The following is a 25875-nucleotide window of genomic DNA, read 5'->3' as shown; positions in this document are numbered from 1 at the left end:
AAATCCGATTAATTTTTCCCTGACCCTAAAGGGAATAATCGGAATTTCCAAGTAGGGATTTTGTACAAAGCTTGCCGGGCCGACCGTCTAGGCTCCAGTTTCTAGGCTCCAGATTCTCAATTCTCATTTCTCAATACTGGCACACCGAATGAGGTCTCGACTGCGCCTGTCTGCCGATAGGCAGGCTCGACCGGACAATAGTGGCTAATGGCTTTTGGCTAAAGAATACTGCCCACTGAAAACTGTTCACTGAAGACTGACCACTGTTCACTATTCACCCCCATACCCATACCCATAGCCATAGTTATAGCCCTTGGCCTTGCCATTGCCCACACCATTGACCACATAGGCCATGTTTTTGAGCTTTTTGGTTTTAAATAGGTTTTTGGAGAAATCCAAGAGGCGTTTGTCCGTTTGGCCAGAGCGGGTGACGAAGACCGTGGCATCGGCGAATTTGGAGATGAGGAGGGTATCCGTGACCAACATGGTAGGCGCGGTATCCACTACAATATAATCGAACTCCTTTTTGGCAGCGGTGATGAACTTTTCAAAGGCAGAACTGGAAAATAGTTGTGGGGTATTGGGATGTATAGAACCCCCAAAGCAGATGTGCAGCGTTGGATTGTCCGAACCACCTGCTACCACGCAATCTTTCCAATTCATCCCGGGATCGTTCAGGTAGTCCGACAAGCCTTTGTGATTGACACTAATATTGTAAAAATTATGCAATTGTGGATTGCGCAGATCGGCACCTATGAGCAACACTTTTTTGTTAAGGCTGGCATAGGCCAGGGATAGGTTGTGGGCTACCAGGGTCTTTCCCTCGCCCTTGACCGAAGAGGTTACCATAACCATTTGTCCCAAACCTTTGCCTTTCTCTTCCAAAAGGTAATTTACGTTGGTGCCCAAAATGCGGAACGACTCTGCCATAATGGAGCGGTCGTTCAATTCCAATTTTCTATTTACGTCCTTAAAAAAAGGAATTTCGCCCACTACAGGGATATCCGTAGTTACCTTTTCAATGTCGCTACGGTCGTGTATTTTGGTATCCAGGGTAAAGCGGATATAGAGCACGGCAAAGGGCAGGAACATCCCTGCTAGGAGGGACAGCGCATAGACCATGGTCTTCTTGGGCGATACCGGAATGTCATTGGTAAGTCCGTAGTCCACTACCTTTACGGTAGGCGCGGTTACCGCATAGCTAATGGCGGCTTCCTCCCGTTTTTGTAATAAGAGTAAAAATAGGTTTTCCTTAATGCTCTGTTGGCGTTCTATGGAGCGCAGCATTTTTTCCTTTTCGGGCAGTCTGGAAAACACGGAACCGGCCCGGCTTTCTTCCAGTTTCAATTGACTGAGCGAATTTTTTAACTGGGTACCGTAGATGTTGACAGATTTTATGATGTTGACCTTGGCGCGTTCCAATTGGCCGTTCAGATTCTGTAGGGTAGGGTGGTTGGCGCCCACGGTGGGCAGGAGTTTTTCCCTTTCCAGGGACATTTCGTTATAGCCTACCACCAGATTGTTAAGGCTGGTATTCTCTATCCCAATATTGGCGGGCAAGAGGCCGTAATCACTTTGGTTGATGACCGTTTCCTTTAGGATATCTGAAATGGAAATCTGGTTTTCCAATTTGATCACCTGTTCCTCGGTTTCGGACTTTCTTTGGAGGCTCATCCCGGCATCGGCCTCAATATAAGAGAGGCTGTTGGAGCGCTTAAAGCTTTCCTTGCCGCCTTCTATAGAATCCAGTTCCTGCCCTAGGTAGAGGAAGCGTTCGTCTATAAAGTTTAGGGTACGTTGGGAGATCAATTGGCGGTCCAGCACCCCGTCCTGATTAAACTTTTCTATCAAGGTATTTAAAATGGCCTCGTTCCTTTCCATACTTACACCCTCTAGGGAGAGGGATAGGATTTCACTATTCTTATTGGTGGCCTGTACCTGCAGATCTTTGGCCAACTGCAGCACCGTACTTTTTAGAGGGCTTAGCACCACCTTATAAGTAATGCCCTTATAAAAGCTGGGATCGGTACCGCCTACCATACGGATGCTGAAGGGAAGACTATCTACTACCTGTTCCGGGGCGTTTGGATCCGGTGTATAGGTTTTTTCATTGGCATCGGTAATGCTAATGCCGGTTTCGTCCAATTTAATGATATAGGGTTTTGGGGCTTGAAGACTATCTGCCACAATCCTCTTGCTGATCTGGAAGGGTGGTGCCCATATCTGTGTGGTTTTAACGTTACCCACCACATAGTGGGAAACATCCAAATTAAGCTCATTTACTACTTGGGAGAGGATGCGGTAAGATTTTAGGATCTCGATCTCATTTTCCAAGTTGATTTTGGAACCTCCCCCTAAAAGAGACATGGCCTCGGAGGCTATATCCACTTCCTGGGATTCGTCTATAATTTTTATTTTGGCCGTAGAACTATAAGTAATAGGGGCATAACGCATATAGGTCACTCCCAGTCCAATACAGATGATGGTCGCCAAAATAAACCAAGGCCAATACCTTAGGTATTTTTGTAGTATTTCCTTTATTTGAAAGGAATCCTCCTCCTCAAAATGTTCTAATGTGTAAGGTGCTTCTTTCATCTTGTTCGTCTAATTTTATTACTGGAGCTCTCTAAAAAGTGGCCCATTTATGACCAAATAGCGGCTATATTTTTAATTTATTTTCTTAGGGCCCTGAGCTTCTTATTTATTCTTAAGATCAAAGCTTAAATGCAATGTCATCACCAAAAATTTTAGTCTTACTTAAAAGGCAAAACTACCTTTTTTTGGGCTAACTAAAAAGGGTTGCCCGTCACTATAGTTGTATTAAATGCTCCACGATCCGTTCCGCTGTTCTACCATCCCATAAATGGGGAATAGTCCCTGTTTTCCAATTTCCGGAGAATAACTTTTGCATGGCCGGGGCTATGGCCTTTGGGTCGGTGCCAATAAGCTCGTTGGTGCCTTGGGTAATGGTCTCGGGCCTTTCGGTATTGTCCCTTAGCGTCATACAGGGCACCCCCATTACGGTGGTCTCTTCCGTAATACCGCCAGAATCTGTGACCACCACTTTTGCCCTTTCCACCAGATAGTTGAATTCCAAATAACTTAGGGGTTCCACCATATGCAGGCGGGGATGGGAGATGCCCAATTGCTTCAATATTTTTTCGGTACGGGGATGTACTGGGAATACAAGGGGCAGGTCTTGGGTATGGGCAATTATTTCATCTATCAGGGCCTTTAATTGGCTTTCCTGATCTACGTTGGCAGGACGGTGAAGCGTCATCACCAAATAGTGCTTATCCGTTAGGCCCAATGCTTCCCAAATAGGGGGTTTGCTAAAGCGCGGCCTTTGTTTGAGCAGGGTGTCTATCATGGTATTGCCCACATAAAAAAGGCTCTCTTCCTTTATACCGCTATTTCTTAGGTTGGTATTGGCGATTTCTGAGGTGGTAAAAAAGTAATTGGTTATGGCATCGGTCACCAGACGGTTAATTTCCTCGGGCATGGTCCAATCGTTAGACCTAATGCCTCCTTCCACATGGGCTACCTTGGTATGTAGTTTTTGGGCCGTTATGGCGCAGGCCATGGTAGAGGTAACATCGCCTACCACCAGCACCAGATCCGTGGGGTGGGCCAAAAGCTCCTTTTCAAAACGGACCATGATGTTGGCGGTCTGTTCCGCCTGTGAGCCCCCGCCGGCCTCCAAATTGGCATGGGGCTCGGGAATATCCAATTGCTCAAAAAAATCGCCCGACATTTTTTTGTCATAGTGTTGCCCTGTATGGACCAAACGGTAGGCCATATGGTGTCCGTTTTCATTGGCGGTCTTAATGGCATGGATTATGGGCGCAATTTTCATAAAATTGGGCCTGGCTCCGGCAATTAGAGTAATATTTTTCATTTATAGTGTAGGTTATTGTTTATGTTAGGTTTAAATATTTTATGCACACTAGGTTTTCTATATTGCCCCGCGTAAATGGGTCAACATGTTGGCCGCTAATTTTTTTCGATCAAAGTCTAGGGCCAATTGTCTTCCTCCCTTTTTATAGGTTTCTTTGTGATCCTTTTGTAATATCTTTTCCAACTTATCCAAAAAATCTTTTTCATTTTCTGGTTCATAAAACAAACCTGCTTTATATTTCTCCAAAATGGCTCTAGATTCCCCGTCCACCCCCAAAAGAATAGGAATTTGCATGGCGGAATTTTCGAATATTTTTGATGGAATTACTGTTTTGAAAAGTTCGTCTTTTTTTAAATTGATCAGAGAAACGTCCAAAATGGATAGATATCTTTTGATCTCTGACTTGGACACTGAATCCAATAAGGTTACATTGGAAATATTTTCAGTTCTTTTTTTGTGGATCAACTTCTCTCTTTCTGCACCTGAACCAATGAATAAAAAATGATAATTGGTATGCATAAGATTTTTGGCGCAGTCCATTAGGAAATCCAATTTATGTGCCATGCCATGGGTGCCTACATAGCCTAATATTATTTTCCCCTTTAGATTTAGGGATTCTATAAGGTCTTGATCCGGTTCCATTGGTTGAAATAGGGCAAGATTGGCCCCATTTTTTACTACTTCAATTTTTACAGCGGTAATACCTTTCCCAATAATTTCGCGTTTAAAAGAATCTGTGACAGAAATAATCTTTTTGGCACTTTTATAACAGCGCTTTTCCTGACGCTCAAAGTAGCGGATAAACAAATTATCCTTCATAGCCCCAACGGTCTTTATAGACTCTGGCCATAAATCCCGCACTTCCATAACCCATGGTCTTCTCTTCCAAAAGCTAAGGCTTCTACCGGATAGTGCTGTAAAAAATTGAGGGGATGTGGCCACTATAAGATCGGTGTTCTCAAAAATGCCGGCTATGAATGCACTTACCGAAAAGGAAATATAATCCACCGTACGCTTTATAAATCCTTCGTTCGCAGCAATATAACTCCATACCCGTACCACTTTGATCCCGTCTATTATTTCTGTTTGTACTAGTTTGTTTTTATACCCGGGATACACCTTGCCTTTTGGAAAATTTGGGGCACAGGTAATCACGGTTACTTCTGCACCCTGTTTTACCCATTCTACACAATGTTCATAAGTGCGGGTTGCCGGGGCATTTACCTCGGGAGGAAAATTATCTGTTAAGAATAATATTTTCATTTCTGTGGGTCTAATTTCTTAGTTTGCATAGCTCTTGTTGATTTGGATATGCCATTAATCCTGTAGGCTGATTTTAGTTTGTAATTCATTGGAAAACAGTATTTTGATTAGTGTACCTTCAACCGACTTATTAAAGCCTTCGGCGCACGAATAGGTTGCTTTTTTTATTTCTATCCTGTCCCCCTCAAAACCCATTGTCAAGTTAAATTGCCGGCATTCCAAGGTTTGGCCTTTTACAACAACATTGGTTATGGCCGGGTGAATATGAAAAATGGCGGTTCCCTCAACCGCTTTGCCTATTAGGGTATCATTAATGAGGATTTCCTGCTCATTGCATTTAAAATTCCTTTGGTGAAAAACTCCCAATTTTTTATAACCATCATGGGAGGCGGTAAAATTATTATCATCCTCTTTCAATGCTATTATTTTTGCCCGTTTAGCCACCCGAAATCCACCCCATACTTCGGATGAATTCAGTCCATTTACTTCAACGGTATTATGTGATTCTGTGCTTCTTTCCAACAGCCTTTTGCTGTTTTTTTCATAGGTAGACGTACCCACATCTACAATAAATGGTAGTCCATTTACGTATAATTCAAAGTTAAAGGTGTCCGCATGGGCATGGCCCGGAATATAATCTGGACCTATGTTTCCTAGATCCATAAAACATTCAAACCGCTTTGAACTCCATTTCCGATATCCTGATGCCTTTAGCATAGCTTTGGTCCATGTTAATCCTAAATGCTTCGCATAAGCAAACAATTCCTTAGAGGAGGGTGCAATACCATGGGCGGCATCATTGACCATAGGGATATCACCATTTTCATAGGTAATGGTCTGTAACCAACCCAGCATATGGGATGCCTTGGTATTGAGAAATTCCAATAATCCATCTTTTTTCCACGGATTAAGTTTCAATAATTGAATGGAATCCAAGGCCCTATGCAGTATTATTTGATGGTACATGGGACTCAGTTCAAAATGTGCCCCATCGTCTAATATTTGTTCCTGTAATTCACTTTTTATAATTTGTACTCCTTTTCGGTAGAAGCTGTCGTGCCTAAAATAGACCGCAGCGAATAATAGGGAAAAGCCATTTTCCAAGAGGTGGTTTCCCAATAAGTGATATTCCAAATTGTCCTTTAGGCGCTGAAAATCGTTAAAGAGGCAGTTATTAATGGCAGGATCAATAATTTTGTGTTGGGATAAAAATTTCACCCAATTTATACCCCGCAATGATAGGGGATAGGGCTCTAAAGCATCTTTTAGACCATCTTTCTTTTTAATAAAATCTTCAATTAATAGAAGACCGTATTCCTCAGCAATTTTATTCTGGTTTAGAAAATCGAAGTAGTTTAGGTTATAGGTCCATAACTTTCCGTAGTCCGAATAATTCCAATCTATGGTTTCAAAGGATTTTTCAAGGTTCAAGAATTTAAAACGGTTCCCTTCCTGCCAGCTGTTCTGGTACTGCAGGGGAGTATGCCAAGCAATACTTGTGGCAGCTGGACCCTGATGCACATAACTTTTATGGTAACACCTATGCTTAACTTTATAGAACGCCTGATAATACATCTGCTTAAAACGCATATGTTTTATGGTGTGGAATAGGAGATGTAGTTTTTGGAACATTTAACTAATAAAGTTCTAATTGTATAAGATTATTTAAAGTGTCATAAACAATGTCTATTCTGTTACACCTTTATCCAGGCACCGGATTTTAAACTTTCCAAGGCCGCGAATGAGGCTTTGGTTGTGTTTACAATACTATCGAACGGGATAATAGGCTCACCACCTTTTTTTTGTTGTTCCACCAACTGTTGAAATTGATTAAAATGACCTTTATCCTGCTTGGTAGTTGTTTTTGAGAAGCCCTTAAAGCCATATCCTTTTAGTTTTCTCCAATTGTCCATAACAAGAGTACGCTCCTGTGAAAATACTTCCACCCGTTCTTTGGAATAAGCTTTGGAGCCATTGGCAAAATAATTAATGACAGCGTTGGTACCATTTTCGTATTTCAATAAAATGGAGGCATTGTCCGTGTTCTCTTCCGGATTGCTGCCCATCGCATTCATACATACAGCTACAACCTTACTTCCCGAAAGATAAGAGCATAAGTCAATATAATGGCAGGCTTCGCCTAAAATTCTTCCACCGCCTATTTCCATGTCGTGCACCCACATTTCCGGGGGTATGGCACCAGCGTTCATGGTTGCCACTATGTTTAGGGGGCTATCATCCGAACCCAAAAGCTTTTTCATTTTTATGGCCAAGGGTGCAAAACGCCTGTTGAAGCCCACTGAGACATTAACTTTGGCTTCTATATAAGCGGCTATGATATCTTCCATTTCCGTTTCCTTAATAGCCAAAGGTTTCTCTACAAAAACACTTTTTCCGGCCTTTATAGCTTGCAAAACCATAGGCGCATGCATATTATGGCGGGTAGTAATCAACACCAGATCTACCTCTTCATCTTTTAGTATTTCTGAATAATCTGTAGTAGAATTGGACACGCCAAACTTCTTTGCCATTATGGTTCCGGTAAGGCCTCCGGAACTTGCAATGTATTTCAGATTGGCCTGTATTTTTTTAAGGTTCGGCAAGATGGTAGAACTCGTAAAGTTCCCAGCTCCTACAATCCCAATAACCCCTTTTTGGGCCTTAAACGTTTTTTTGTCCAAGTTTACTACCGACTTCTGTTCGGTATTGTTATCATAAATTAGAATGGAAGCTATGGAAGTTGGATTGTTCATATTGCCATATATGCTCTGGTAGTCCTTTAGGGGAATACGCTCTGTAATCAGCGGTTCTACCATTAATACTTTTTTGGAAATAGCATTTAATACAGCTTCAAAATTTCTTTTTTCCGTCCATCTCACATGCCCAATAGGGTAATCCTGTCCTTTTTGTTCGTAATTGTCATCATAGCGTCCGGGACCATAGGAACAGGACACTTGAAAGGAAATTTCCTTTTCGTAAAAATCGGCCCTACTGATGTCCAGGCCAATGACCCCCACCAAAATAATACGCCCGCGTTTTCGGCACATTTGGGCAGATTGGGAAATTATTTCATTGCTTTTGTTGGATGCAGTAATAATCACCCCATCGGCACCTACACCATTGGTATAATTCTCCAAAAACTTTACCTGATCTGTTCCTTCCCCGGGATTAATGGCCACTATTCCTTTTTCTTTGGCCAAGGCTACTTTTTTGGCATCAAAGTCAAAGCCTATTACATTACAGCCGTTGGCCAGAAGCAGCTCTGCCGTTACCAATCCAATAAGGCCAAGGCCTACTACTACAATGGTTTCCCCAAAGGTGGGGTTTAACAAGCGGATTCCCTGCAGCCCTATGGCGCCTATGACGGTAAAAGCGGCTTCCTCATCGGAAACATTATCTGGTATTTTGGTCACCAAATTTTTAGGGATACAAACGTATTCCGCATGATGGCCATTGGAAGCTACCCTATCACCAATCTGGAATTCCAAGACGTCTTTGCCCACGGCAACTACTTCCCCTACGTTACAGTAGCCGAGGGGTAGGGGTTGTCCCAATTTATTAAAGACGGCATCCATGGTAGGTTTTAGGCCATCGGTCTTTACCTTGTCCAGTACCATTTTCACCTTATCTGGTTGTTGGCGCGCCTTATCCAAAAAATTGGCCTTGCCAAAATCAACCAACATGCGTTCTGTACCTAAAGAAACCAGGCTTCTGCTGGTTTTTATAAGTACGGAACCTGCCTTTACCTTGGGTACGGGTACCTCCTCTAAAATAGTATCCCCCTTTTTAAGATCTTGTATAATTTGTTTCATTAGTATAATTGACTTTCCTCGTAAGGCTTAATGGTTATTTCTTTCTGTGTCTCAAGAGCATCTTTGGTTTTTAGAAATAGATCAGCAGTTTCATAGATATATTTTATACTTTCCCCTTCATTATTTTTTGAAACCAATTCATAGCTTTCTTTAATACTTAGTTCATGACCATGATCTCTAAATATGTTTTTATAGACCTTTTTTTTATCTACTACATCAACCCTCATTGTCTCATAGTCATCCATGCTTATCAAAGTATTTCCTTTATGTAGATTTAGTTTTTCCCTTACACCCTCGAACGTATGTCCTTTAGCAGAAAAGGTAATGGTAGCAATACTACCGTCCCCAAACACATATGTTATAGATATGTCACAATCAGCTTTTTCACTTCTAGAAGGAATAATACGTAGAGGATATCGATTTTCTTCAGAAATCATTCTGTAACAGAAATCAGTCCAATGACATAAATTACCAAGTATTCGGCCACCCTCTTTATCATGAAAATACCAATGATCCGGATTAATTTCGTGACCTGCCACAAACCAATTAATCATAGTAGAGCCATCTTCCTTTCTTAAATAATTCTCAATCAATTTTCCAAATCTACTTGCAGGTCTATTGAAGCCAACTCGTACCTTGCCTTTGGACTTTTTCATTGCATGGATTAATCTTTCCAATTGGGATTCATTAACTACATGAGGCTTTTCAATATGTACACTTTTGTCATTATTTAGAGCATCAATTGCATACTCAGCATGTGTATAGTGGTTAGAAGCAATATAGATTAAATCAATCTGTGGATCCTCAATAATTTCATTCGAATTGGCAGTGTAATAGTCTAAATTAAAATCTTTAAAAATTGAGGCAGAACGATTGATTTCAATGTCCATTGCCCCTCTTATTGTTTTGCCATAATTTTTCTTTAAATAATGGCTGATAACACTGTAGGAATAATTGCCACAACCGAGAATGCCAACATGCTTTTTGGTATTTTTATTTGTTTTGTTTTGTGGTAACTTATCAAATGATTTATTCATATGATATTGACCTTTTATTTTTACAAAAGTTCTATTGGGCCCATATAGCTTTAAATACCTTAAGGTCTTTTTAAATTTGAATGAAAAATTTTCTCTTGTATAATCCATATTATATTTTCACAATTAACTTAATTATATTTTTGGGAACGTTTGATTAGGCTATAATTGTATTTTAAAAAATGCACATTCTATTTCTATTTATCTACATAAAAACACCATTTAATTAGCCGAATTAAGGTATTTTAGTGATGGTTTCTATTATAAGTACACGGTCATTTTTTTAATGTTATCTTGTTCAGAATAAGGTAAGTAAGTTATATCGTTAAATGGCAGAATTTCAGTTGATACTATATTCAGTTTGGTTTTTTCGTATTGCTTAAAGATAATTTTCATATTTTGTTTATTAGGTCAATAGTTTTGTGAATTAATCTACTATTACATTAATTGAATTTATATTTATGTTGGAAACTACTGCCTTAAATTTTCCAGAATCCGTACGCTCAATTTCATCAACATATTCAAAATTTACATTGATACTGACACTGATCCACTTGCGTACTTTTTCTCTTAAATGGGTTTCGTTCCAGGTGGAATAACCGGGGCGTTTTACAATTCTAAACACGACTTCTCCAAATTTGTATTGTACAATTTGGCACTCCTTAATTTCCTTGGTATCCTTAAAGAGATAACTATGGATTTTCATGGTTAGACCCTCAGGCGTAATAATATAATCTTCGCTTCTGCCGTCTATGTTTACGATGGTACTGGAATTACGGCCACATGAGCATTTTTCCGTACTCCAAGTGGCGGTATCCCCTACGTCGTATCGTATAAAGGGCATACCATAATTGGCAAAGCCCGTGGCCAAAATCTCGCCTGAAAAAGTAGTTGGTGTTTTAAGGATTTTTTGGTTCGGTTCCAAATGCCCATATTCAAAATCCTCGTGATAATTACCGTGTTTGCATCGCGTGGCGTTGCCGGCTCCCTCGGAGAAGCCATAATGATCGGTTACTGTACATTGTAGTACCCGCTCTATACAGGACTTTTGATTATTCAATAATTTTTCTGCACCGGTGAAAACATATTTAGGGGGATTGGAAATTTTTAATCCTAAAGATTCAACAATATGGCAAAAGGAATAGATAATGGAGGGGTAGCCGGAAAAGAAGATAAATTTCTCTTGGGCTATATAGTCAATAAAATATTTAATATTCTCGTCCTTAATATGCTGCATGTTCACCAGATGCTGGTTTAGAGGTTTGTTTACCCTCCAAAAAGGTGGTTTTGTTTGTTGGATGGGGACAGTAATCTTGCCAATAAAGCTTAGGCTCTTGTCACCGAAATTTACGCCATATTGTTGTCTTAGCCGCCACCAGAGTGCCCATTGAAAACTAAGGGATCTTTTAGTGGTGAAAAAGTCGAGTGCCATACCAGAACTGCCACTTGTCTGACGTGGATACAATTTTCCTTGTTGATGGCTTTGAGATACCATATTTTTCCAATGTTCACGGATTTCTCCTTTTTCTAAAACGGGTATTTTCTTAGCATCCTCCAATTCCTGTATCACATCTAACGTTAGTCCAGCCCTTTTGTATTTGTCCCTATAAAAGGGCACGGTATTGTAGGCATGTTTGTAAATTTTTTGCAATTCCCTTAATTTATAGTCATAAATTTCTACTTCACTCCAATATTGGGATTCTTCCAGCCAATCTAAATACTCAAAAAAAACATTGGAAAAACGTTTTCTTTTTTCCAAAACACCGTATAACGAACAAAGTAGGTTTTGCAGGTAGATCGGTGAATTACTATATACTAAATCTGTTAATTTCAAAATCTATTTGTGTTTTGGGGTTCAAAATGTGAAATTGAGGTCTTGGTGGTTGAGATTTAATTTTTGATTTTATCTTCTTGTGTTTTTTTTTTAATTATCATTAATGAAATGGATGTTAATATTGTAACATTGAATCATTTGCTTTTTCACTTTTCGCGATTACTTTCAATTATTTTCTCACAACATAAGAGGTATTTTTTTGCTCGACTCTCTGAGGTTTCAAAATTTTTCAATCTATTTCTTCCTTTTTCTACCAAGTCTTGATATATTATGGGATCTGTAATTATTGTTTTTATTTTACTAGCGATATCATAACTATCTAGAGGGTTAAAATATAAAGCTGCTTCTCCACATATATCATGGGCAAAGTCTAGGTCGGATGTTAATATAGGTCGCTCCATTTTCATTGCTTCAGGATAGGACGCGCTAAATGTCTCCAGGAGGGTTGGTAAAAACATGGCATCAGCTTGATTATATAATTTAGGACAGTTCTCAACTAATTGTGGACCAAGATTAATAATGTTTTTATTTTGCCCAAAATTCTTTAAATATTCTTCCTTTTTAATGGTTAAGATAAATTTCACGTTCAAATTATATTCACTATTTAAAATTTCAGATACTTTATTTATTATTAATAGATTTTTATGTTTATAATAAGAGCTTAACGTAAGAAATGTAAAATTTTTTTTGTCCTTGAATTTCGGTTCTGTTTTGTATTCATTATAAATCTTGGAATAAGTATTTCCAACAACGAATATTTTAGAAGTCGGATAAGTTAAATATTTAGAAATATTTTTTTTTGCTAATTCGGTTTCAACAACCAAAAATGTAGCTGTCTTCTTAATAAAATAATTTTTATATCGGACAAGCAGTTTTGTACGTATGTTTTCTAAAAAATTTAACTGTTTAAACGCAATTGAATCTGGTTTGTAACCAGCTGCATCTGCATAACCACATAAATGTAAGGCCTTTGGTTTCCAATAGGAAGGTCCAAATATGGTAAATACAATATCTGGTACAATTTTATTTTCTAATTCCCTTAATTTTTTGAGAACCACTCTTCTGGTCGACAATTTGCTTGGAGATTTTGGGATTTTATAAAATTTAAAATTATCAGGGAAAACAACGGAGCTAATTTCTCCCTCTAGTTTAAGAGAAAGGAAAACATGATATGTATTGTCGGCTTCAATGCCCTTTAGTTCTTCAAGGAAAGACTTTGAAACTTGTACTCCTCCTCCAATGACGATAGTAGATGTGTTGATTATTATATTCATAATTTATTTTCTTAATACTTGGACGCTAAACAGAAATTGTAATAGTCATTAGCTATTATATCCTGATCTACAATTTTATTTAGTTTAAATGCTTCCTTTGAATACCTTACTCTTAAGGCCTCATCATCGATCATCAGTTGTAGTTTTTGTATAAGGTATGTCACATTTTTTTCTTCAATCAAAAATCCATTAACTCCATTTCTGATAATATCACTTGGCCCTGTATTGCAATCAAAACTAACACAAGCCAATCCATTACACATGGCTTCCGCTAAAGCATTTGGATACCCTTCCAAAATAGACGGAAATGCGAATATTGCAGATTTTTTGTACCAGTCGCTCACATTTGTAACAGTCCCTTTAAAGATTATTGATTCCCTGAGGCCAAGCATATCCACTTGTTCCATTAACTCACCCTTCAAATGTCCATCCCCTAAAAAAACTAATTTCCAATCCGGGCATTTTAATTTAGAAAATGCCTCAATAAGATATTTTTGCCCTTTCTTTTCAACCAATCTGCCAACATTTAATATGATTTTATCCCTGTTATAAGGATTGTTGTCCTCAACTACTACTAAAGGGTTGAGAATGGAAATTACATTTTTACTTTTAGTTTCATTTTCAATAAACTCTTTGGACATTTTGGACTGACAAATAATACCTTCAGCAAATCTATAAACCTTATTCCTAAGGAAGGATGTTATCCAAGGGATTTTCTCAGTTGGACTGTCCCTTTCTGAAACGAAGGTTTTAATGTTGCAATTTAATAATGACAGTAAAGTGAAGATATTGTTCTTGGTCATGAAACACAGGACAAAATCCGGTCTATTTTTTTTAACATAATTTCTAAACTTAAAAAACAATTTGAAAAGTGATATAATTCTTAAAAAGGGATGTTCATTGGTCTTAAAGCCTAAGTTTGTAATTTTAACCCTGTCATCAATTTTATAAAATGGACTCCCATTTGCCAACAATAATATTTCAACTTCGACGGCATGTTTTTTGGCCCAATTGTTTGCCAAAATAGACATTACCCTTTCAGCCCCGCCCGCGTACAAAGTTGGGATTACTAAGAATATTTTCATTTTTAATTCATTAACTATATTATGATACAATTGAAAATGGCTCCCTCATTATTCAGCCATTACCAACCTCTTTTTTTTACCGATTTTTCGTGTTTGAACCATTAGTTTAAAAAACAAGAAACCCCAAATGATATCCCTGAACGACATCAAATAATTTGACCTTGCGTAATAAAAGGAAATCCCACCAATAGTTAATGCCATAATAAACCATTTATAATCAGAAGGATTTTTCAATTCAATGCTTAGTCTTTTAATAAATAAACCTAGGATTAACATGAAAAATATTATCCCAATCAATCCAAAATTAACATAGATGTCCGCGATAATAGATGTCCCTAGTCCCCAAGTGGGATATTTTCCTAATACCAAATAAGTTATATAACCAGAAGAATCAATTTCAAACCATTCCAAATCCATAATATCCATATAAATGGATTGTGCAAAGGGTATTGGACTCAATATCTGGGTAACCCAAAGTGATCCGTAAAAATAATCATGATTAAAAGGGACCTCAGCCACAGTAGCATTTAAAGTTCGCACGCTATTTGCTAATTCTACTGTGGTATCATATCCTGTTGTATTTTCAAATTTATCAGATCCAGCATCAAAAATTTCTAAACCAGAAGCCTCACTTCTTCCTAAACCTATAAGTGTCATAATAAAACCTCCTATTAAGGTTAACACCAGTACTTCATAAAATTTGAATTTTCGAACGAAACTACCAATCAATAATAATATGGTTAAAACTAGAGTCAGTGGTCCACCGCGATCCCCAATTAGTAAAAATAACACAACATAAACCACTACTATTCCCAAATACAGTTTATTGAAACCTAAAAACCACTTTATTAGACTTCCTTTGTATTTTGCTTTATTTTTATAAATGATTAAACCTGTTAAAAGAATTAGGCCCACTTGAAACAATAGCGCAAAGTATTTGGATATGCCCCCCCCTGCGGCGGAGCCTCCTTCTCCTTTATATACCCCTCCAGTTAGAAAATTTTTACCAGCAAACAATAGGAATATGACAAATACGGAGGCAGTGAAAAGCAAGAGCTTATTATAATTATAATTTGAGTTGAGGATTTTAGGTACTTTCTTTTTTTTTGGATTATATAGAGAATAACCAGAAAGGAAACATACACCACCCATCGCAGATAGCCAGGTAGTATAGTTTATTAGGTAGTCGTCCACAAATATTTCCCAATATTTTTCAGGAATAATATTACTAAAACTATACATAATGGGCCATTGGAAGTGTACTATTGTAAATCCCAGAATAAAAAAGAGATCCATACGAAGCCAATTGGACTTATCCCCTGATAAAAAATGTACAGCCACAGAGTAAAGAAAAATAACCGTAATAGTATAAATATAGTTTGAACTAATAGGCTCATATGTTTTAGGTTTCATCCAAAACAGAAGAACAAGACAAATTGCATAACTTGCTAAATTAAATGATTTATTAAAATATGGTTTCATTTGCTTTTCTTATCCGAAAAATTTAATGTCTAATATTTTATTGCTGCTTTTTTATAAATTATACTTTTCCTTCCATTTTAGAAGAATATAAATTCTCCATAGTGTGGACGAATAATCCCTTTTTTCATTCACATGCATATGTTTTCTAATTATTTTTTGAATTTTACTAACGTTTAGATTCGGAATTGTTTCTAGAGCCTCTATGGACAAGGTTTTCAGGAATTCTTCCTTTAATTCACATTTAATCCAACTACCTAAAGGTATGGTAAAACCACGTTTAGGTAGATTGAACAAATCTTCACGAATATATTCCGACAAGATATCTTTTAGTATTCGCTTTTTTATACCATCCTGATATCGATAACTAACGGGTAATTGTCTGGCAAATTCAACAATTCTGTAGTCTAGAAAAGGACTTCTTACCTCTACAGAACTAGCCATACTAGCTCTGTCTACCTTAACATTGCTGTCATTCTCTAACCAAAGTTTAATATTTAGATCGGCCATGCGCTGAAAAGGGTTGTCAGAATTATGCTTGAAATCCAAGTATTTATTAAACCATGGTATATTTACCTTATTTTGAATGGAATCGAACCCTAAAAAAGTTTTAATTGAGTATTCATCAGGATTATTAGTTTTTAGAATGCTGGTAATTGTTGCTTTTCTTGCACTCACAAAGTAATGCCAAGGAAATAGGCACAACATCTTTCTGAGTACTAAAGGTATTTTTGAGATATTTATAAATTTAGACATGAAATCAAAATGTGTATACCCTAAAAAGCTTTCATCTCCTCCATCTCCTGACAGTGCTACTGTAACATGTTTTTTAGCTTCTTTATTGAGTAATAAAGAGGGCAGGGCAGAGACATCAGCAAAAGGTTCGTCATATACTCGTAACAAATCGGGAATTAAATTTCTTACATCGGAGGCATTACATAGGTTCTCGATATGGTTCGATCCAATGACATCGGAGAATTTTTTGGCTACCTTACTTTCATCAAATATCGGATCTTCGAAGCCTATAGTAAATGTATTGATGGGGTCTTTGGAATATTTGGAAGCAATACTGGAAACAAGAGCCGAGTCTATACCCCCTGATAGAAATGTGCCCATGGGCACATCTGAACGCATTCTTATTTTAACAGCGTCCTTGAGGAGCTCATGTAATTCTTCCTTAGCTCGCGAATAACTAATATTATTCACCTCAACTTTGTCGAGACTCCAATACGACTTTATTTCAAGTGTGTTACTGGCTAAATCGATAATCATAAAGTTACCTGGCTCCAGTTTGTAGACATCTTTCAAAATTGAAAGTGGACTTGGCACATAGCCGCAATCCAAATAAGCGGAAACGGCATCATTACAAATTTCACTGCTTTCATTTATTAAAGGTGCCATTTGACTGCATATTTCAAGTTTACCATTTTTCCAATAGTAATAAAAGGGTTTAACACCAAGTCTATCGCGGGCAGAAAATATTATATTTTTTTCTAAATCATAAATAGAAAAGGCAAACATGCCATTAAGCTTGGACAATAAAGCGGTTCCCCATGCATCATAGCCTTTAATCAAAACTTCCGTATCACTTGTTGTTGTGAACGAATATCCTGTTTTTTCAAGTTCCTTTTTTATATCGGTAAAATTGTATACCTCACCATTATAAACAATCTTATATTGCTTAAATGTAAAAGGTTGATTTGATCGCATGTCAAGGTCAATAATGGATAATCTTAAATGTCCTAAAGTAATTTCATTTATTTTCTCATAACCTAAGTTGTCCGGACCTCTATATTTTATTTTTTCTAATTTATTTAATACCTCTATTTTACTAAAAGGCATATTGGTCATATAAATTCCGCACATAAATTATTTTTTTGTGAATATGGTTTGATATACAATTTTAGTATCGTTAATAAGGTTAAATACATTCATAATTCTCAATAACACAAAATAAATTGTAAGCATTACAGGTATTAGTAGAAAGGAATAGTAATCCTTAAAATTAAAATTGGAATTAATAAATAATAAAAGGCTAATTGTAATACTTGCACTAACAATGATTTTCAATATCTTAATAGAATGTACATAAAATGATTCATTAGTTACTTTACTGGAATAAAATGAATTGAGGAAATAACTTAAAATACTAGTAAATAAATATCCATATAGCAAAATTGAGATATCTAGTAAAATAACCCCTATTATAATTGAAATTGAAAGAATTATTTTTTTTACGATTTCGAGATATAGGATTTTTTGCGTTTGGTCAAAAGTTTTAAAGATCACGTGGTTAAATATTTCATGGACATGAAAAAAACCCGCAACTATTAGGATTTGTAGAAAGAAAACAGAACCTAACCATTGTTCACCGAACAAGATAATTATTAGATTTTTTGAGTAGAATATTACAAATAATGAAACAAGGCCCATTATTGCAGATAGAGTAGATGAAATTTTATTGTAAAGTAGGTTGAACTGTTTTTTATCATCTTGAACTTTAGCTAAAGAAGAAAATATAACACTGTGTGCAAGACTACCCAAGGCGTTGACAGGAACTTCTTGTATCTTTTTAGCCTGATAAAAAAGCCCAGTTTGACTAATGGCAAAATATTTTCCCAAAATAAGTTGATAGACATTATCAAAAACAGTATTGAGGAGTAAGCTAAAGGTTGTGTTCATGCCAAAATTGTATAATTTCTTAAAAGAACCAGTACTAAACACAAAAACAGTGGGCCATTCTTCAAACATCCATAAAATTAGACTTAAGATTGAGGCTGTTAAAATTTGCATTAAAACTATTGCCCAAACGCCAAACCCCTTATAGGCGAAAGTAATTGCAGTAATTGCAGATATTAATATTGCAATGAATTCATATATTGCCTTTTTCTTAAATTCCATTTGTTGAACTAACTTTGTAATGTGCGTAATTTGAAAGGCATATATTAAAAGAACTACGGAAGATACCCGTATGATATTTTTTAGTTCATTGTCTTTATAGAAATTGGAAATGGGTCCAGCGGCAAAAAACAAAACGACAACCAAAAACAATGAAAGAATTAAGTTGAAAATAAAAACCGTGGAATAATCTGTTGCAGTTGCATCTTTTTTTCGAATAATTGCCCCTGAAAGTCCTGATTCTGTGAAAACCTTGGAAATTATAATGAAAAACATGACAATGCCGATTTGTCCGAACTCATACGGCGTAAGTATTCTTGCAAGAATAATATTGGCAATCAATCCTACCAACATGTAACCAAATTGTCCGAACAGCGCCCATAGTGTACCAATTATGATATTTTTTTTGTGTAATTTTTCCATTTAACTTGAAAACAATAACCCAGTGATCAATTTAAGATTTTGTGTATTAATAATTTTTAATCATAAAAGATGAACTTGACGACTTCCAAGTTATAAGGCAAGTTTTATTTTTATCACCCCAAAAAACTATTGATCCTAGCTCTAAGCATGGCCAAGGTTCTTTTCCGTTGCATCTTGGATTTTTTGCTAATTGGTCTAAACAACAACCAAGGCGAAAAATAGAGCAGGGGTACCACCAGTACTAAAAGGTACAATTGTAGGTTTATATACAGGTCCTTTATTAAAAAGGCCAGTGCTATAACCAAAATATTGATAATGCCCAGGGTTAGGGTAGCCTTCTTATGGCTTAGGCCCAGCGCCAATAAGCGATGGTGTATGTGGTTGCGGTCCGCACTAAAGGGACTGCGTTTTTGAGCTATACGAACGGCAAAAATCCTTATGGTATCCAAGATGGGAAAGGAAAGGATGGCCATGGCCATAATAGGGGCTACATTAAGAGTGTAGGGCGTTACGGTGGTGGCATTGAATTCCAAAAAGGAAATGGCCTGGTAGGCCAATATAAAGCCAATGAACATGGAGCCACTATCTCCCATAAATATTTTGCGTCTGCTAGAGAGGTTATATCTTAGAAAACCAAGCAGGGCCCCGATCAGGGCGAAGGAAATGATCACCATTAAATAGCGTTCATTAAGGAGGTAAAAACAGCCAAAGGTGGCAGTGACAATAATACCTATGGTGCCTCCCAGGCCATCTATACCATCTATAAGGTTAAAGGCATTGATCACCGCCAGGAATACAAACACACTAAAGACTACAGAGACTAAATAGGGCAGTTCCTCCAACCCCAGAAGGCCATAACAGCTGGCTATACGTACGTCCGTTAGAACAATCACCATCAGGGCCGCCAGGATCTGTATTAGAAATTTCTTTTTAGGGGCCAATCCCAGCAGGTCGTCCTTGATGCCCAGGAACATGAGGGTAATACTGGCCGCCAAAACGGACAATAATTTTATAAGGTCGGCCTGGGACAGGTCCATCACCATCCCCAAGCCAATAAGGGCAAGGCTAAAGCTGATGAACATGCCCACTCCGCCCAGGGTAGGGGTCTTGTCCGTGTGCATACTGCGCTCTATAGGCTCGTCCATAAGGTTCTTGGACTTTACCAGATAGATGATTACCGGGTACATTCTCAGGGAGAGCACTACGGGCGCTAGTATTGCCACACATACCAAGAGGTAGGTATTGGTAAATAACTCATTTAAATATGCCATGGTCAGTGTTTAGCACATAAGTGTTTATTGTTCATTAATAGTTTATACATTAATGCACTAATTTTGATACACTTTTTTAGGGGGAGTTAAAAGGAACAAAAAGTAAAATCTAGGGTCGCAGAAGGCAACTTTTTAGGGTAAATCCTCCTGGCGCAAAACTATGAATATTTATTGGTTTTAAAATCATTTAATCGTTTAAATACAGTTTATTTCTGCAAATGATCTGTACTCCTTATCTGTCAAAAGAAGCACATTAATTTGATTTTTGCAATACCGTCTTGTTAACATATGGTTATGCGTTTGTGTTGGTTTTGTTGGGCTTTATTGGCTTTACTAATTACAATTGACTGCGGATGACAGCTATACTTGCTTTAAAAAGAAATTACCCTTCTGCGGCAAGACCTTTGTTTACTTATTATTGCGGATTATTTGTGTTAATAAAATTTTTAAACGCGCTAAAAAACGCAGTATTTTTTCGTGCGTTTTCTAGTTTTGGCAATTTTTTCTTCCCAATAGAGTGTTATAAAGGCTAAGCTTGTGAAAATGGTGAGTTCCCCCGAACACTTTTTTTCGACAAGCCAGCCAATATATTTTTCAATGCTGTTTGCCTTTAGCCATTTTAAGGGTTGTTATTTCAATATTTCTATCTGTCATTTTTTTTCTTTGGTCAAACCTAAAACTACTTCAGCGCAAATCCTTGCGGAAAACCGCAAGGGGGAGGGGTATTGTTTTGGGTACGGTAATTGCTACTAATGGTTTTGCTGCAAGCAAGAACAATGCCCTTAATCCCTATGATTTAGTGGGGCTGATTAAGCATCTGTAAGTCAGTAGGTTGTATATGTAGTAAAATGCCCTTTAAAAAGTAGAGTGGGGTGTTATTCCGCAGCTGGGGAGGAATTGCTCAATGTGGAAATGTTCCAATGTGTTAATGCGGAAATGTAACAATTGTTTAGTGTAACAATGGGTTAATTTGAAAATGAGCCGATTTGATGATTTGAAAATGGTGTTAATGGTTTAATGTGGAAATGTAACAATTGTTTAGTGTAACAATGGGTTAATTTGAAAATGAGACGATTTGATGATTTGAAAATGGTGTTAATGGTTTAATGTGGAAATGTACCAATGTAATAATTTGATGATGAGTTGATTTGAAGATTTGAAAATGGTGTTAATGGATTAATGTGAAAATGTACCAATGGTTTAATGTAACAATGGGTTGATTTGAAAATGAGACGATTTGAAAATGTGAAATGTAATAATTGGGAATTTGGTTTTGGTTAAAAATGGTGGTGATGGATAGCATTTTAGATTTTCAGTATTTTGCACCCTTTAGGGATGGGGAAGAACAAAATGTGGAAAACCCACCCCTAACTCCCGCCGAAAAGGCGGGACAGGCTCCTCCCAAGAGGGGAATGGTTTTGTACAAAGATTGCGGCTGATCGTCTAGTCTCTATTTTCTAGGCTCCAGTTTCTCAATACTCACTACTCAATTCTCAATCCCAACTTTTAACATTATAACTTTCAACTTTACAACTGTCTCACTCCAACCCATAAAACTCCACCGCATTCTGCCCCATAATGGCGGCCTGCTCGGCAGTGCTGAGGCTGGAAATGAAATTGGTGGTCAGCTCCTTTACCTGGGTGTAGGTGCCTGCTACCAGGCAAACGGGCCAGTCGGATCCGTACATGCAGCGTTCAGGGCCAAAGGCCTCAAGGGACAAAAGCATATAGGGATGTATCTGTTCCGGGGTCCAGTTTTTAAAATCGGCCTCGGTGATCATCCCTGAGATTTTACAATAAACATTTTCGTGTTTGGCAACTTCTTTCATCATGGCTGCCCAGCCGTCATAAAAACCATCTTTGATATATGGTTTGGCAATATGATCGATAACGAATTTCTGATTGGGGAATTTTTTTACAAACTCCAGCGTTGCTCCCAATTGATGGGGGTAAATAAGGATGTCATAGACCGCCCCGTATTGTTCTAATTTGGATATTCCCCTTAGGAAGTCGGGCCGTAACAAAAAATTATGGTCGGCCTCTTCCTGTACTATATGTCGGTATCCCTTTAAATGCTTGTCCTTGGCGTATTTTTCCAGTTCTTGATCTACATCGGGACTTCTTAGATCTACCCAGCCTACCACGCCTTTTATAAAAGCGTTGTTATGGGCAAGTTCCAATAAAAAATCGGTTTCCGCCAAGGTCTGGTCCGCCTGTACCGCCACACAGCCGTCCACCCCGTTCTTGGCATATACGGGTTTTAGGTCCGAGGGTAAAAAATCCCGTCGGATAACGCTCATCTGCTCGTTGATCCAAGAGTGTTTTACAGGATTGTACTTCCAGAAGTGTTGATGGGAATCTATGGTCATGTTAAAAGGTTTAAAGTTATAAGGTTATAATGTTGAAAGTTATAAAGTTAAAAGTTTTCTGGGTTTGATGTTTTTAGCTCTCCTTCGGAGAGACGAGTTATAGGGAAATCCCTCTTTTCCAGGGGATGAAGTCGTTCTGTTCCAAGCGAACCGCCGCTGGCACTATATTGCCACTGGCCACTTCTATGATATAGTCCAACAATTCCTCTCCCTTGGTCTGTATGGTATCTTCCCCGGTGATGATGGTACCGGTGTTAAAATCGATGATGTCCTTCATGCGTTCGCTGAGGGCATTGTTGCTCGACATTTTTATGACCGGGGCCACGGGATTGCCGGTAGGGGTGCCCAGGCCGGTGGTAAAGGCAATTACATTGCATCCTGATCCCGCTAGGCCTGTGGTGCTTTCAACATCGTTGCCGGGAGTACAGAGCAGGTTGAGACCATTTTTGGTAACCCTTTCGGTATAGTCCAGCACATCTTGTACCAAGGAAGTACCGCCTTTTTTGGCCGCTCCGGCCGACTTCATAGCGTCTGTGATGAGTCCGTCCTTTATATTCCCTGGCGATGGATTGTTTTCGAAGCCGGAGCCTATGGAGACCGCCTTGGCGGAATAGGCCCTCATGATACTGGCAAATTTCTCCGCATTTTCCGGCGCTTCACAGCGGTTGATGAGTTCCTGTTCCACGCCGTTGAGCTCGGGAAATTCGGAAAGTACGGTGGCCCCGCCCAAGGCCACTATTAGGTCCGAAGCATATCCCAGGGCCGGATTGGCTGAAATACCTGAAAATCCGTCCGATCCCCCACATTCCAAGCCCAAGACCAATTTGCTCAGCGGTGCGGGTTGGCGTGTTACCTTATTGGCTTCGATGAGGCCCAAAAAGGTCTTTTTTACAGCTTCCTCTATAAAATGGCGTTCGCTCTTACTTTTTTGTTGTTCCAAAATGTGCAGGGGTTTGGAAAAGTTGGGGTCGCGTTTGGCAATGGCGGCCTCCAAAATTTTCACCTCTGCGTTCTGGCAGCCCAGACTAAGAATGGTAGCCCCGGCAACATTGGGATTGGTAATGTATCCTGCCAAGAGGTTGCATAGGGTGTCCGAATCCCCCCGGTCACAGCCGCAGCCTCCGTCGTGGGTCAGGAACTTGATACCGTCCACATTGGGGAAGGTCCGGTTCTGTTTAATGTCCTCGGCCGTTTTAATCAGGGGCGAGGCCATCAGCTCTTCTGCACTGGCTCCTTTTTTGTATTGGGATACCAGCACTTCGGTGTCTATGATATAATCTTTGGCAGTCTCGTAGCCCAAAGCATTCAATAGGGTAGTGCGTAGGACGTTTACATTTCTGTTTTCACAGAAAACCATAGGGATCACCAGCCAATGGTTGGCGGTTCCCACAGTCCCATCTGCCCGGTGGTACCCATTGAAAGTACTGTTCTTCCATTTGGAAATGTCCGGTGCCACCCAATGCGATTGTTGCTCCCCAACATTGTAATCCGAAGAGGCGTGTACCACATTGTCTATGGTAATGCTTTCTCCCTGGGCAATGGGCTTTGTAGCTTTCCCTATCAAGGCGCCATACATTAGGATGGGGTCGCCCACCTTAAATTCTTGCAGAGCAAATTTGTGCTTGGCGCTAACATTGTTTTTGAGCGGGAAGGATTTCCCCTCAAATTCTACTACAAAATCTTTTTTCATATCCTGCAGAGCGGCAAGGATATTATCATTGGGATGTATTTGTAAAAAATTCTTTGACATGATTTAAGGCAATTGATTTTAAAATTCAACTGTAGCTTTGATTACTCCGGTAGCGGGTTTTAGCCAGCTGTCGAAATTCTCCTTCATCTCGGAGAAATGCACGTTATGGGTAATGAAGGAATCGGTTGGGAACTGGTCCAGGATTTCGATCACCCTTTCAAAATCGGCCACCGTGGCATTCCTGCTGCACAGAAGCGTAGTTTCCTTGGCGTGAATGGCAGGATGGGTAAAAGTAAGCTCCCCCTTGGAGAGTCCCACGAGGATATATCTTCCGCCGTGCGACATATAGGTAGGGCCTTGTTCCAAGGCTCCTTTATGGCCGGTGGCGTCGAATACCGCAGTGGCCAGGTCACCAATGGTAATCTCCGAAATCTGTTTTACCGGATCTTCGGTCACATTCACAATATGATCCACCCCAATCTTATCTTTTGCATACTGCAGTCGGTCTTGGTTCATGTCCAGGGCAATGACTTTGGCCCCTTCTATCTGGGCCAATTTCATGATGCCGATGCCGATGGGGCCACAGCCCACGACTACTATGGTTTCCCCGGGAACTATCTGTGCCCTTCGGATGGAATGTGCCGCAATGGCCAAGGGCTCCACGATGGCCATTTGTTCGTTGGTCAGGTGTTTGGCAGGCAATAAAATATCTACGGGTACGGTGATCTGCTCCTGCATGCCGCCGTCTGTATGAATGCCCAAAACCTGGATCTGGGTACAGCAATTGGTCTTGCCGTTTCTACAGGCCACGCAATGGCCACAGCTGAGGTAGGGCATGATCACTACATTGTCGCCCGCCTCTATGCCCTTATCGTTCTCGTCTATTTCAATCACCTGGGTGGCCAGCTCATGACCAAGGATCCTTGGGTAGCTAAAAAAAGGTTGGTTACCAGTGTACGCATGGAGGTCGGTACCGCAGATACCTACCTTATTCACTTTCAATAGGGCTTCCCCTTTTTTCCTGATCGGGGCTTCTTTTTCCTTTAACTGAAAATTCCCTGGTTCTTCACAAACAATGTATTTCATGTGTTTTATTCTTTGGTTTTTATTGGTTTTATGTGATTGATCATAATCACAGGTTGATTTTTAAATGATAAAACTAACCCTTCAATGGGATTTTGGTTTAAGGGTGTAATTTAGCCAAAAAGATTTAGAAATTGTTGAAAGCTTAAGGTTCAATGTTGAATGTTCAATGTTAAAAGTTATGAAGGGCTAAAGGTGTATTGGGAAGTGGAAAATTAGTATAGATTGATGAGAGTAAAGAGTAAAGAGAAAAGACAAGCTAGAGTCTGGATTCTAGAGACTGGACTAATGACTTATGTTCAATGTTATAAAGTTCAAAGTTCAAAGCCGTCACTTCGAGCCCCAAGAAATTTTATTTTTCAAGCGGATAAAATGACATTATTTTAAAAATTTGATTTTGGGGTAAATATCAAATATGATACAGGTAGAGAGACAGTTAAAGGTATGAGTTATAAACTGAAG

17 protein-coding genes are annotated in these 25875 nt (G+C 38.8%); 1 reads left to right on the top strand and 16 read right to left on the bottom strand.

Annotated features, from left to right (window positions below; translation table 11 throughout):
* Window positions 1-270: 270 nt before the first annotated feature.
* The 13 genes from MWU84_RS21970 to MWU84_RS21910 all read right to left on the bottom strand — a co-directional run bounded on the left by MWU84_RS21970 (window position 271) and on the right by MWU84_RS21910 (window position 20271).
* Complete coding sequence (locus MWU84_RS21970) at window positions 271-2595, bottom strand: tyrosine-protein kinase domain-containing protein (RefSeq protein WP_246905838.1); 2325 nt, start codon at window positions 2593-2595, stop codon at window positions 271-273.
* Window positions 2596-2809: 214 nt separating this feature from the next.
* On the bottom strand, window positions 2810-3898 hold the full coding sequence (wecB, locus tag MWU84_RS21965; RefSeq protein ID WP_246905836.1) for a UDP-N-acetylglucosamine 2-epimerase (non-hydrolyzing): 1089 nt from the start codon (window positions 3896-3898) through the stop codon (window positions 2810-2812).
* Window positions 3899-3955: 57 nt separating this feature from the next.
* Complete coding sequence (locus MWU84_RS21960) at window positions 3956-5161, bottom strand: glycosyltransferase family 4 protein (protein ID WP_246905834.1); 1206 nt, start codon at window positions 5159-5161, stop codon at window positions 3956-3958.
* Window positions 5162-5215: 54 nt separating this feature from the next.
* Entirely contained in the window at window positions 5216-6751 is a 1536-nt protein-coding gene (locus MWU84_RS21955; protein ID WP_246905831.1) for an alginate lyase family protein, read from the bottom strand.
* A 104-nt stretch (window positions 6752-6855) separates the two neighbouring features.
* Complete coding sequence (locus MWU84_RS21950; RefSeq protein WP_246905829.1) at window positions 6856-8973, bottom strand: bi-domain-containing oxidoreductase; 2118 nt, start codon at window positions 8971-8973, stop codon at window positions 6856-6858.
* A complete protein-coding gene (locus MWU84_RS21945) occupies window positions 8973-10010 on the bottom strand; it encodes a Gfo/Idh/MocA family oxidoreductase (RefSeq protein WP_246905826.1) in 1038 nt (345 codons plus the stop codon). The genes MWU84_RS21950 and MWU84_RS21945 overlap by 1 nt, the downstream gene beginning before the upstream one ends.
* A gap of 424 nt (window positions 10011-10434) precedes the next feature.
* A complete protein-coding gene (locus tag MWU84_RS21940; protein ID WP_246905823.1) occupies window positions 10435-11841 on the bottom strand; it encodes a phenylacetate--CoA ligase family protein in 1407 nt (468 codons plus the stop codon).
* A gap of 146 nt (window positions 11842-11987) precedes the next feature.
* A complete protein-coding gene (locus MWU84_RS21935; protein ID WP_246905820.1) occupies window positions 11988-13115 on the bottom strand; it encodes a glycosyltransferase in 1128 nt (375 codons plus the stop codon).
* 11 nt (window positions 13116-13126) lie between these two features.
* Window positions 13127-13918 (bottom strand): glycosyltransferase, encoded by a 792-nt coding sequence (locus tag MWU84_RS21930; RefSeq protein WP_246905817.1) that lies wholly within the window; start codon window positions 13916-13918, stop codon window positions 13127-13129.
* 330 nt (window positions 13919-14248) lie between these two features.
* The gene (gene wzy, locus MWU84_RS21925; RefSeq protein WP_246905815.1) at window positions 14249-15682 is read right to left on the bottom strand and encodes an O-antigen polysaccharide polymerase Wzy; all 1434 of its coding nucleotides are present in this window, start codon (window positions 15680-15682) and stop codon (window positions 14249-14251) included.
* Window positions 15683-15733: 51 nt separating this feature from the next.
* Window positions 15734-17545: an asparagine synthase (glutamine-hydrolyzing) gene (gene asnB / locus MWU84_RS21920; RefSeq protein ID WP_246905812.1), complete on the bottom strand. Its 1812-nt coding sequence runs from the start codon at window positions 17543-17545 to the stop codon at window positions 15734-15736.
* Window positions 17546-17548: 3 nt separating this feature from the next.
* Window positions 17549-19000 (bottom strand): lipopolysaccharide biosynthesis protein, encoded by a 1452-nt coding sequence (locus tag MWU84_RS21915; RefSeq protein WP_246905807.1) that lies wholly within the window; start codon window positions 18998-19000, stop codon window positions 17549-17551.
* Between the two features lie 113 nt (window positions 19001-19113).
* On the bottom strand, window positions 19114-20271 hold the full coding sequence (locus MWU84_RS21910) for an MraY family glycosyltransferase (protein WP_246905805.1): 1158 nt from the start codon (window positions 20269-20271) through the stop codon (window positions 19114-19116).
* Between the two features lie 1292 nt (window positions 20272-21563).
* On the opposite strand from MWU84_RS21910, the gene MWU84_RS21905 reads away from it, so the two are divergent.
* Window positions 21564-21710, top strand: coding sequence for a hypothetical protein (locus MWU84_RS21905; RefSeq protein WP_246905803.1), 147 nt, complete (start codon window positions 21564-21566; stop codon window positions 21708-21710).
* A 99-nt stretch (window positions 21711-21809) separates the two neighbouring features.
* Here MWU84_RS21905 and MWU84_RS21900 read toward each other — a convergent pair whose 3' ends face one another.
* The 3 genes from MWU84_RS21900 to MWU84_RS21890 form a co-directional block, all read right to left on the bottom strand.
* Window positions 21810-22640 carry an amidohydrolase family protein gene (locus MWU84_RS21900; protein WP_246905800.1) on the bottom strand — a complete coding sequence of 277 codons (831 nt, stop codon included), beginning with the start codon at window positions 22638-22640 and terminating at the stop codon, window positions 21810-21812.
* A gap of 97 nt (window positions 22641-22737) precedes the next feature.
* Window positions 22738-24390 carry an altronate dehydratase family protein gene (locus MWU84_RS21895; protein ID WP_246905798.1) on the bottom strand — a complete coding sequence of 551 codons (1653 nt, stop codon included), beginning with the start codon at window positions 24388-24390 and terminating at the stop codon, window positions 22738-22740.
* 18 nt (window positions 24391-24408) lie between these two features.
* Window positions 24409-25416, bottom strand: a complete 1008-nt coding sequence (locus tag MWU84_RS21890) for a zinc-binding alcohol dehydrogenase family protein (protein WP_246905795.1) — start codon at window positions 25414-25416, stop codon at window positions 24409-24411.
* Window positions 25417-25875: the final 459 nt, after the last annotated feature.

The sequence above is a fragment of the Arenibacter sp. F20364 genome (genome assembly GCF_023015905.1).
In the GTDB taxonomy this organism is placed as follows: domain Bacteria; phylum Bacteroidota; class Bacteroidia; order Flavobacteriales; family Flavobacteriaceae; genus Arenibacter.
Note: the sequence above shows the minus strand (reverse complement) of the source record. Positions and strands in the feature narration are given on the sequence as shown.

Bases quoted from the DNA above. Each gene is read 5' to 3' on its own strand.
- MWU84_RS21970 (WP_246905838.1), bottom strand. From the start codon at position 2,595: ATGAAAGAAGCACCTTACACATTAGAACATTTTGAGGAGGAGGATTCC.
- wecB (WP_246905836.1), bottom strand. From the start codon at position 3,898: ATGAAAAATATTACTCTAATTGCCGGAGCCAGGCCCAATTTTATGAAA.
- MWU84_RS21960 (WP_246905834.1), bottom strand. From the start codon at position 5,161: ATGAAAATATTATTCTTAACAGATAATTTTCCTCCCGAGGTAAATGCC.
- MWU84_RS21955 (WP_246905831.1), bottom strand. From the start codon at position 6,751: ATGCGTTTTAAGCAGATGTATTATCAGGCGTTCTATAAAGTTAAGCAT.
- MWU84_RS21950 (WP_246905829.1), bottom strand. From the start codon at position 8,973: ATGAAACAAATTATACAAGATCTTAAAAAGGGGGATACTATTTTAGAG.
- MWU84_RS21945 (WP_246905826.1), bottom strand. From the start codon at position 10,010: ATGAATAAATCATTTGATAAGTTACCACAAAACAAAACAAATAAAAAT.
- MWU84_RS21935 (WP_246905820.1), bottom strand. From the start codon at position 13,115: ATGAATATAATAATCAACACATCTACTATCGTCATTGGAGGAGGAGTA.
- MWU84_RS21930 (WP_246905817.1), bottom strand. From the start codon at position 13,918: ATGACCAAGAACAATATCTTCACTTTACTGTCATTATTAAATTGCAAC.
- wzy (WP_246905815.1), bottom strand. From the start codon at position 15,682: ATGAAACCATATTTTAATAAATCATTTAATTTAGCAAGTTATGCAATT.
- asnB (WP_246905812.1), bottom strand. From the start codon at position 17,545: ATGTGCGGAATTTATATGACCAATATGCCTTTTAGTAAAATAGAGGTA.
- MWU84_RS21915 (WP_246905807.1), bottom strand. From the start codon at position 19,000: ATGGAAAAATTACACAAAAAAAATATCATAATTGGTACACTATGGGCG.
- MWU84_RS21910 (WP_246905805.1), bottom strand. From the start codon at position 20,271: ATGGCATATTTAAATGAGTTATTTACCAATACCTACCTCTTGGTATGT.
- MWU84_RS21905 (WP_246905803.1), top strand. From the start codon at position 21,564: ATGGATAGCATTTTAGATTTTCAGTATTTTGCACCCTTTAGGGATGGG.
- MWU84_RS21900 (WP_246905800.1), bottom strand. From the start codon at position 22,640: ATGACCATAGATTCCCATCAACACTTCTGGAAGTACAATCCTGTAAAA.
- MWU84_RS21895 (WP_246905798.1), bottom strand. From the start codon at position 24,390: ATGTCAAAGAATTTTTTACAAATACATCCCAATGATAATATCCTTGCC.
- MWU84_RS21890 (WP_246905795.1), bottom strand. From the start codon at position 25,416: ATGAAATACATTGTTTGTGAAGAACCAGGGAATTTTCAGTTAAAGGAA.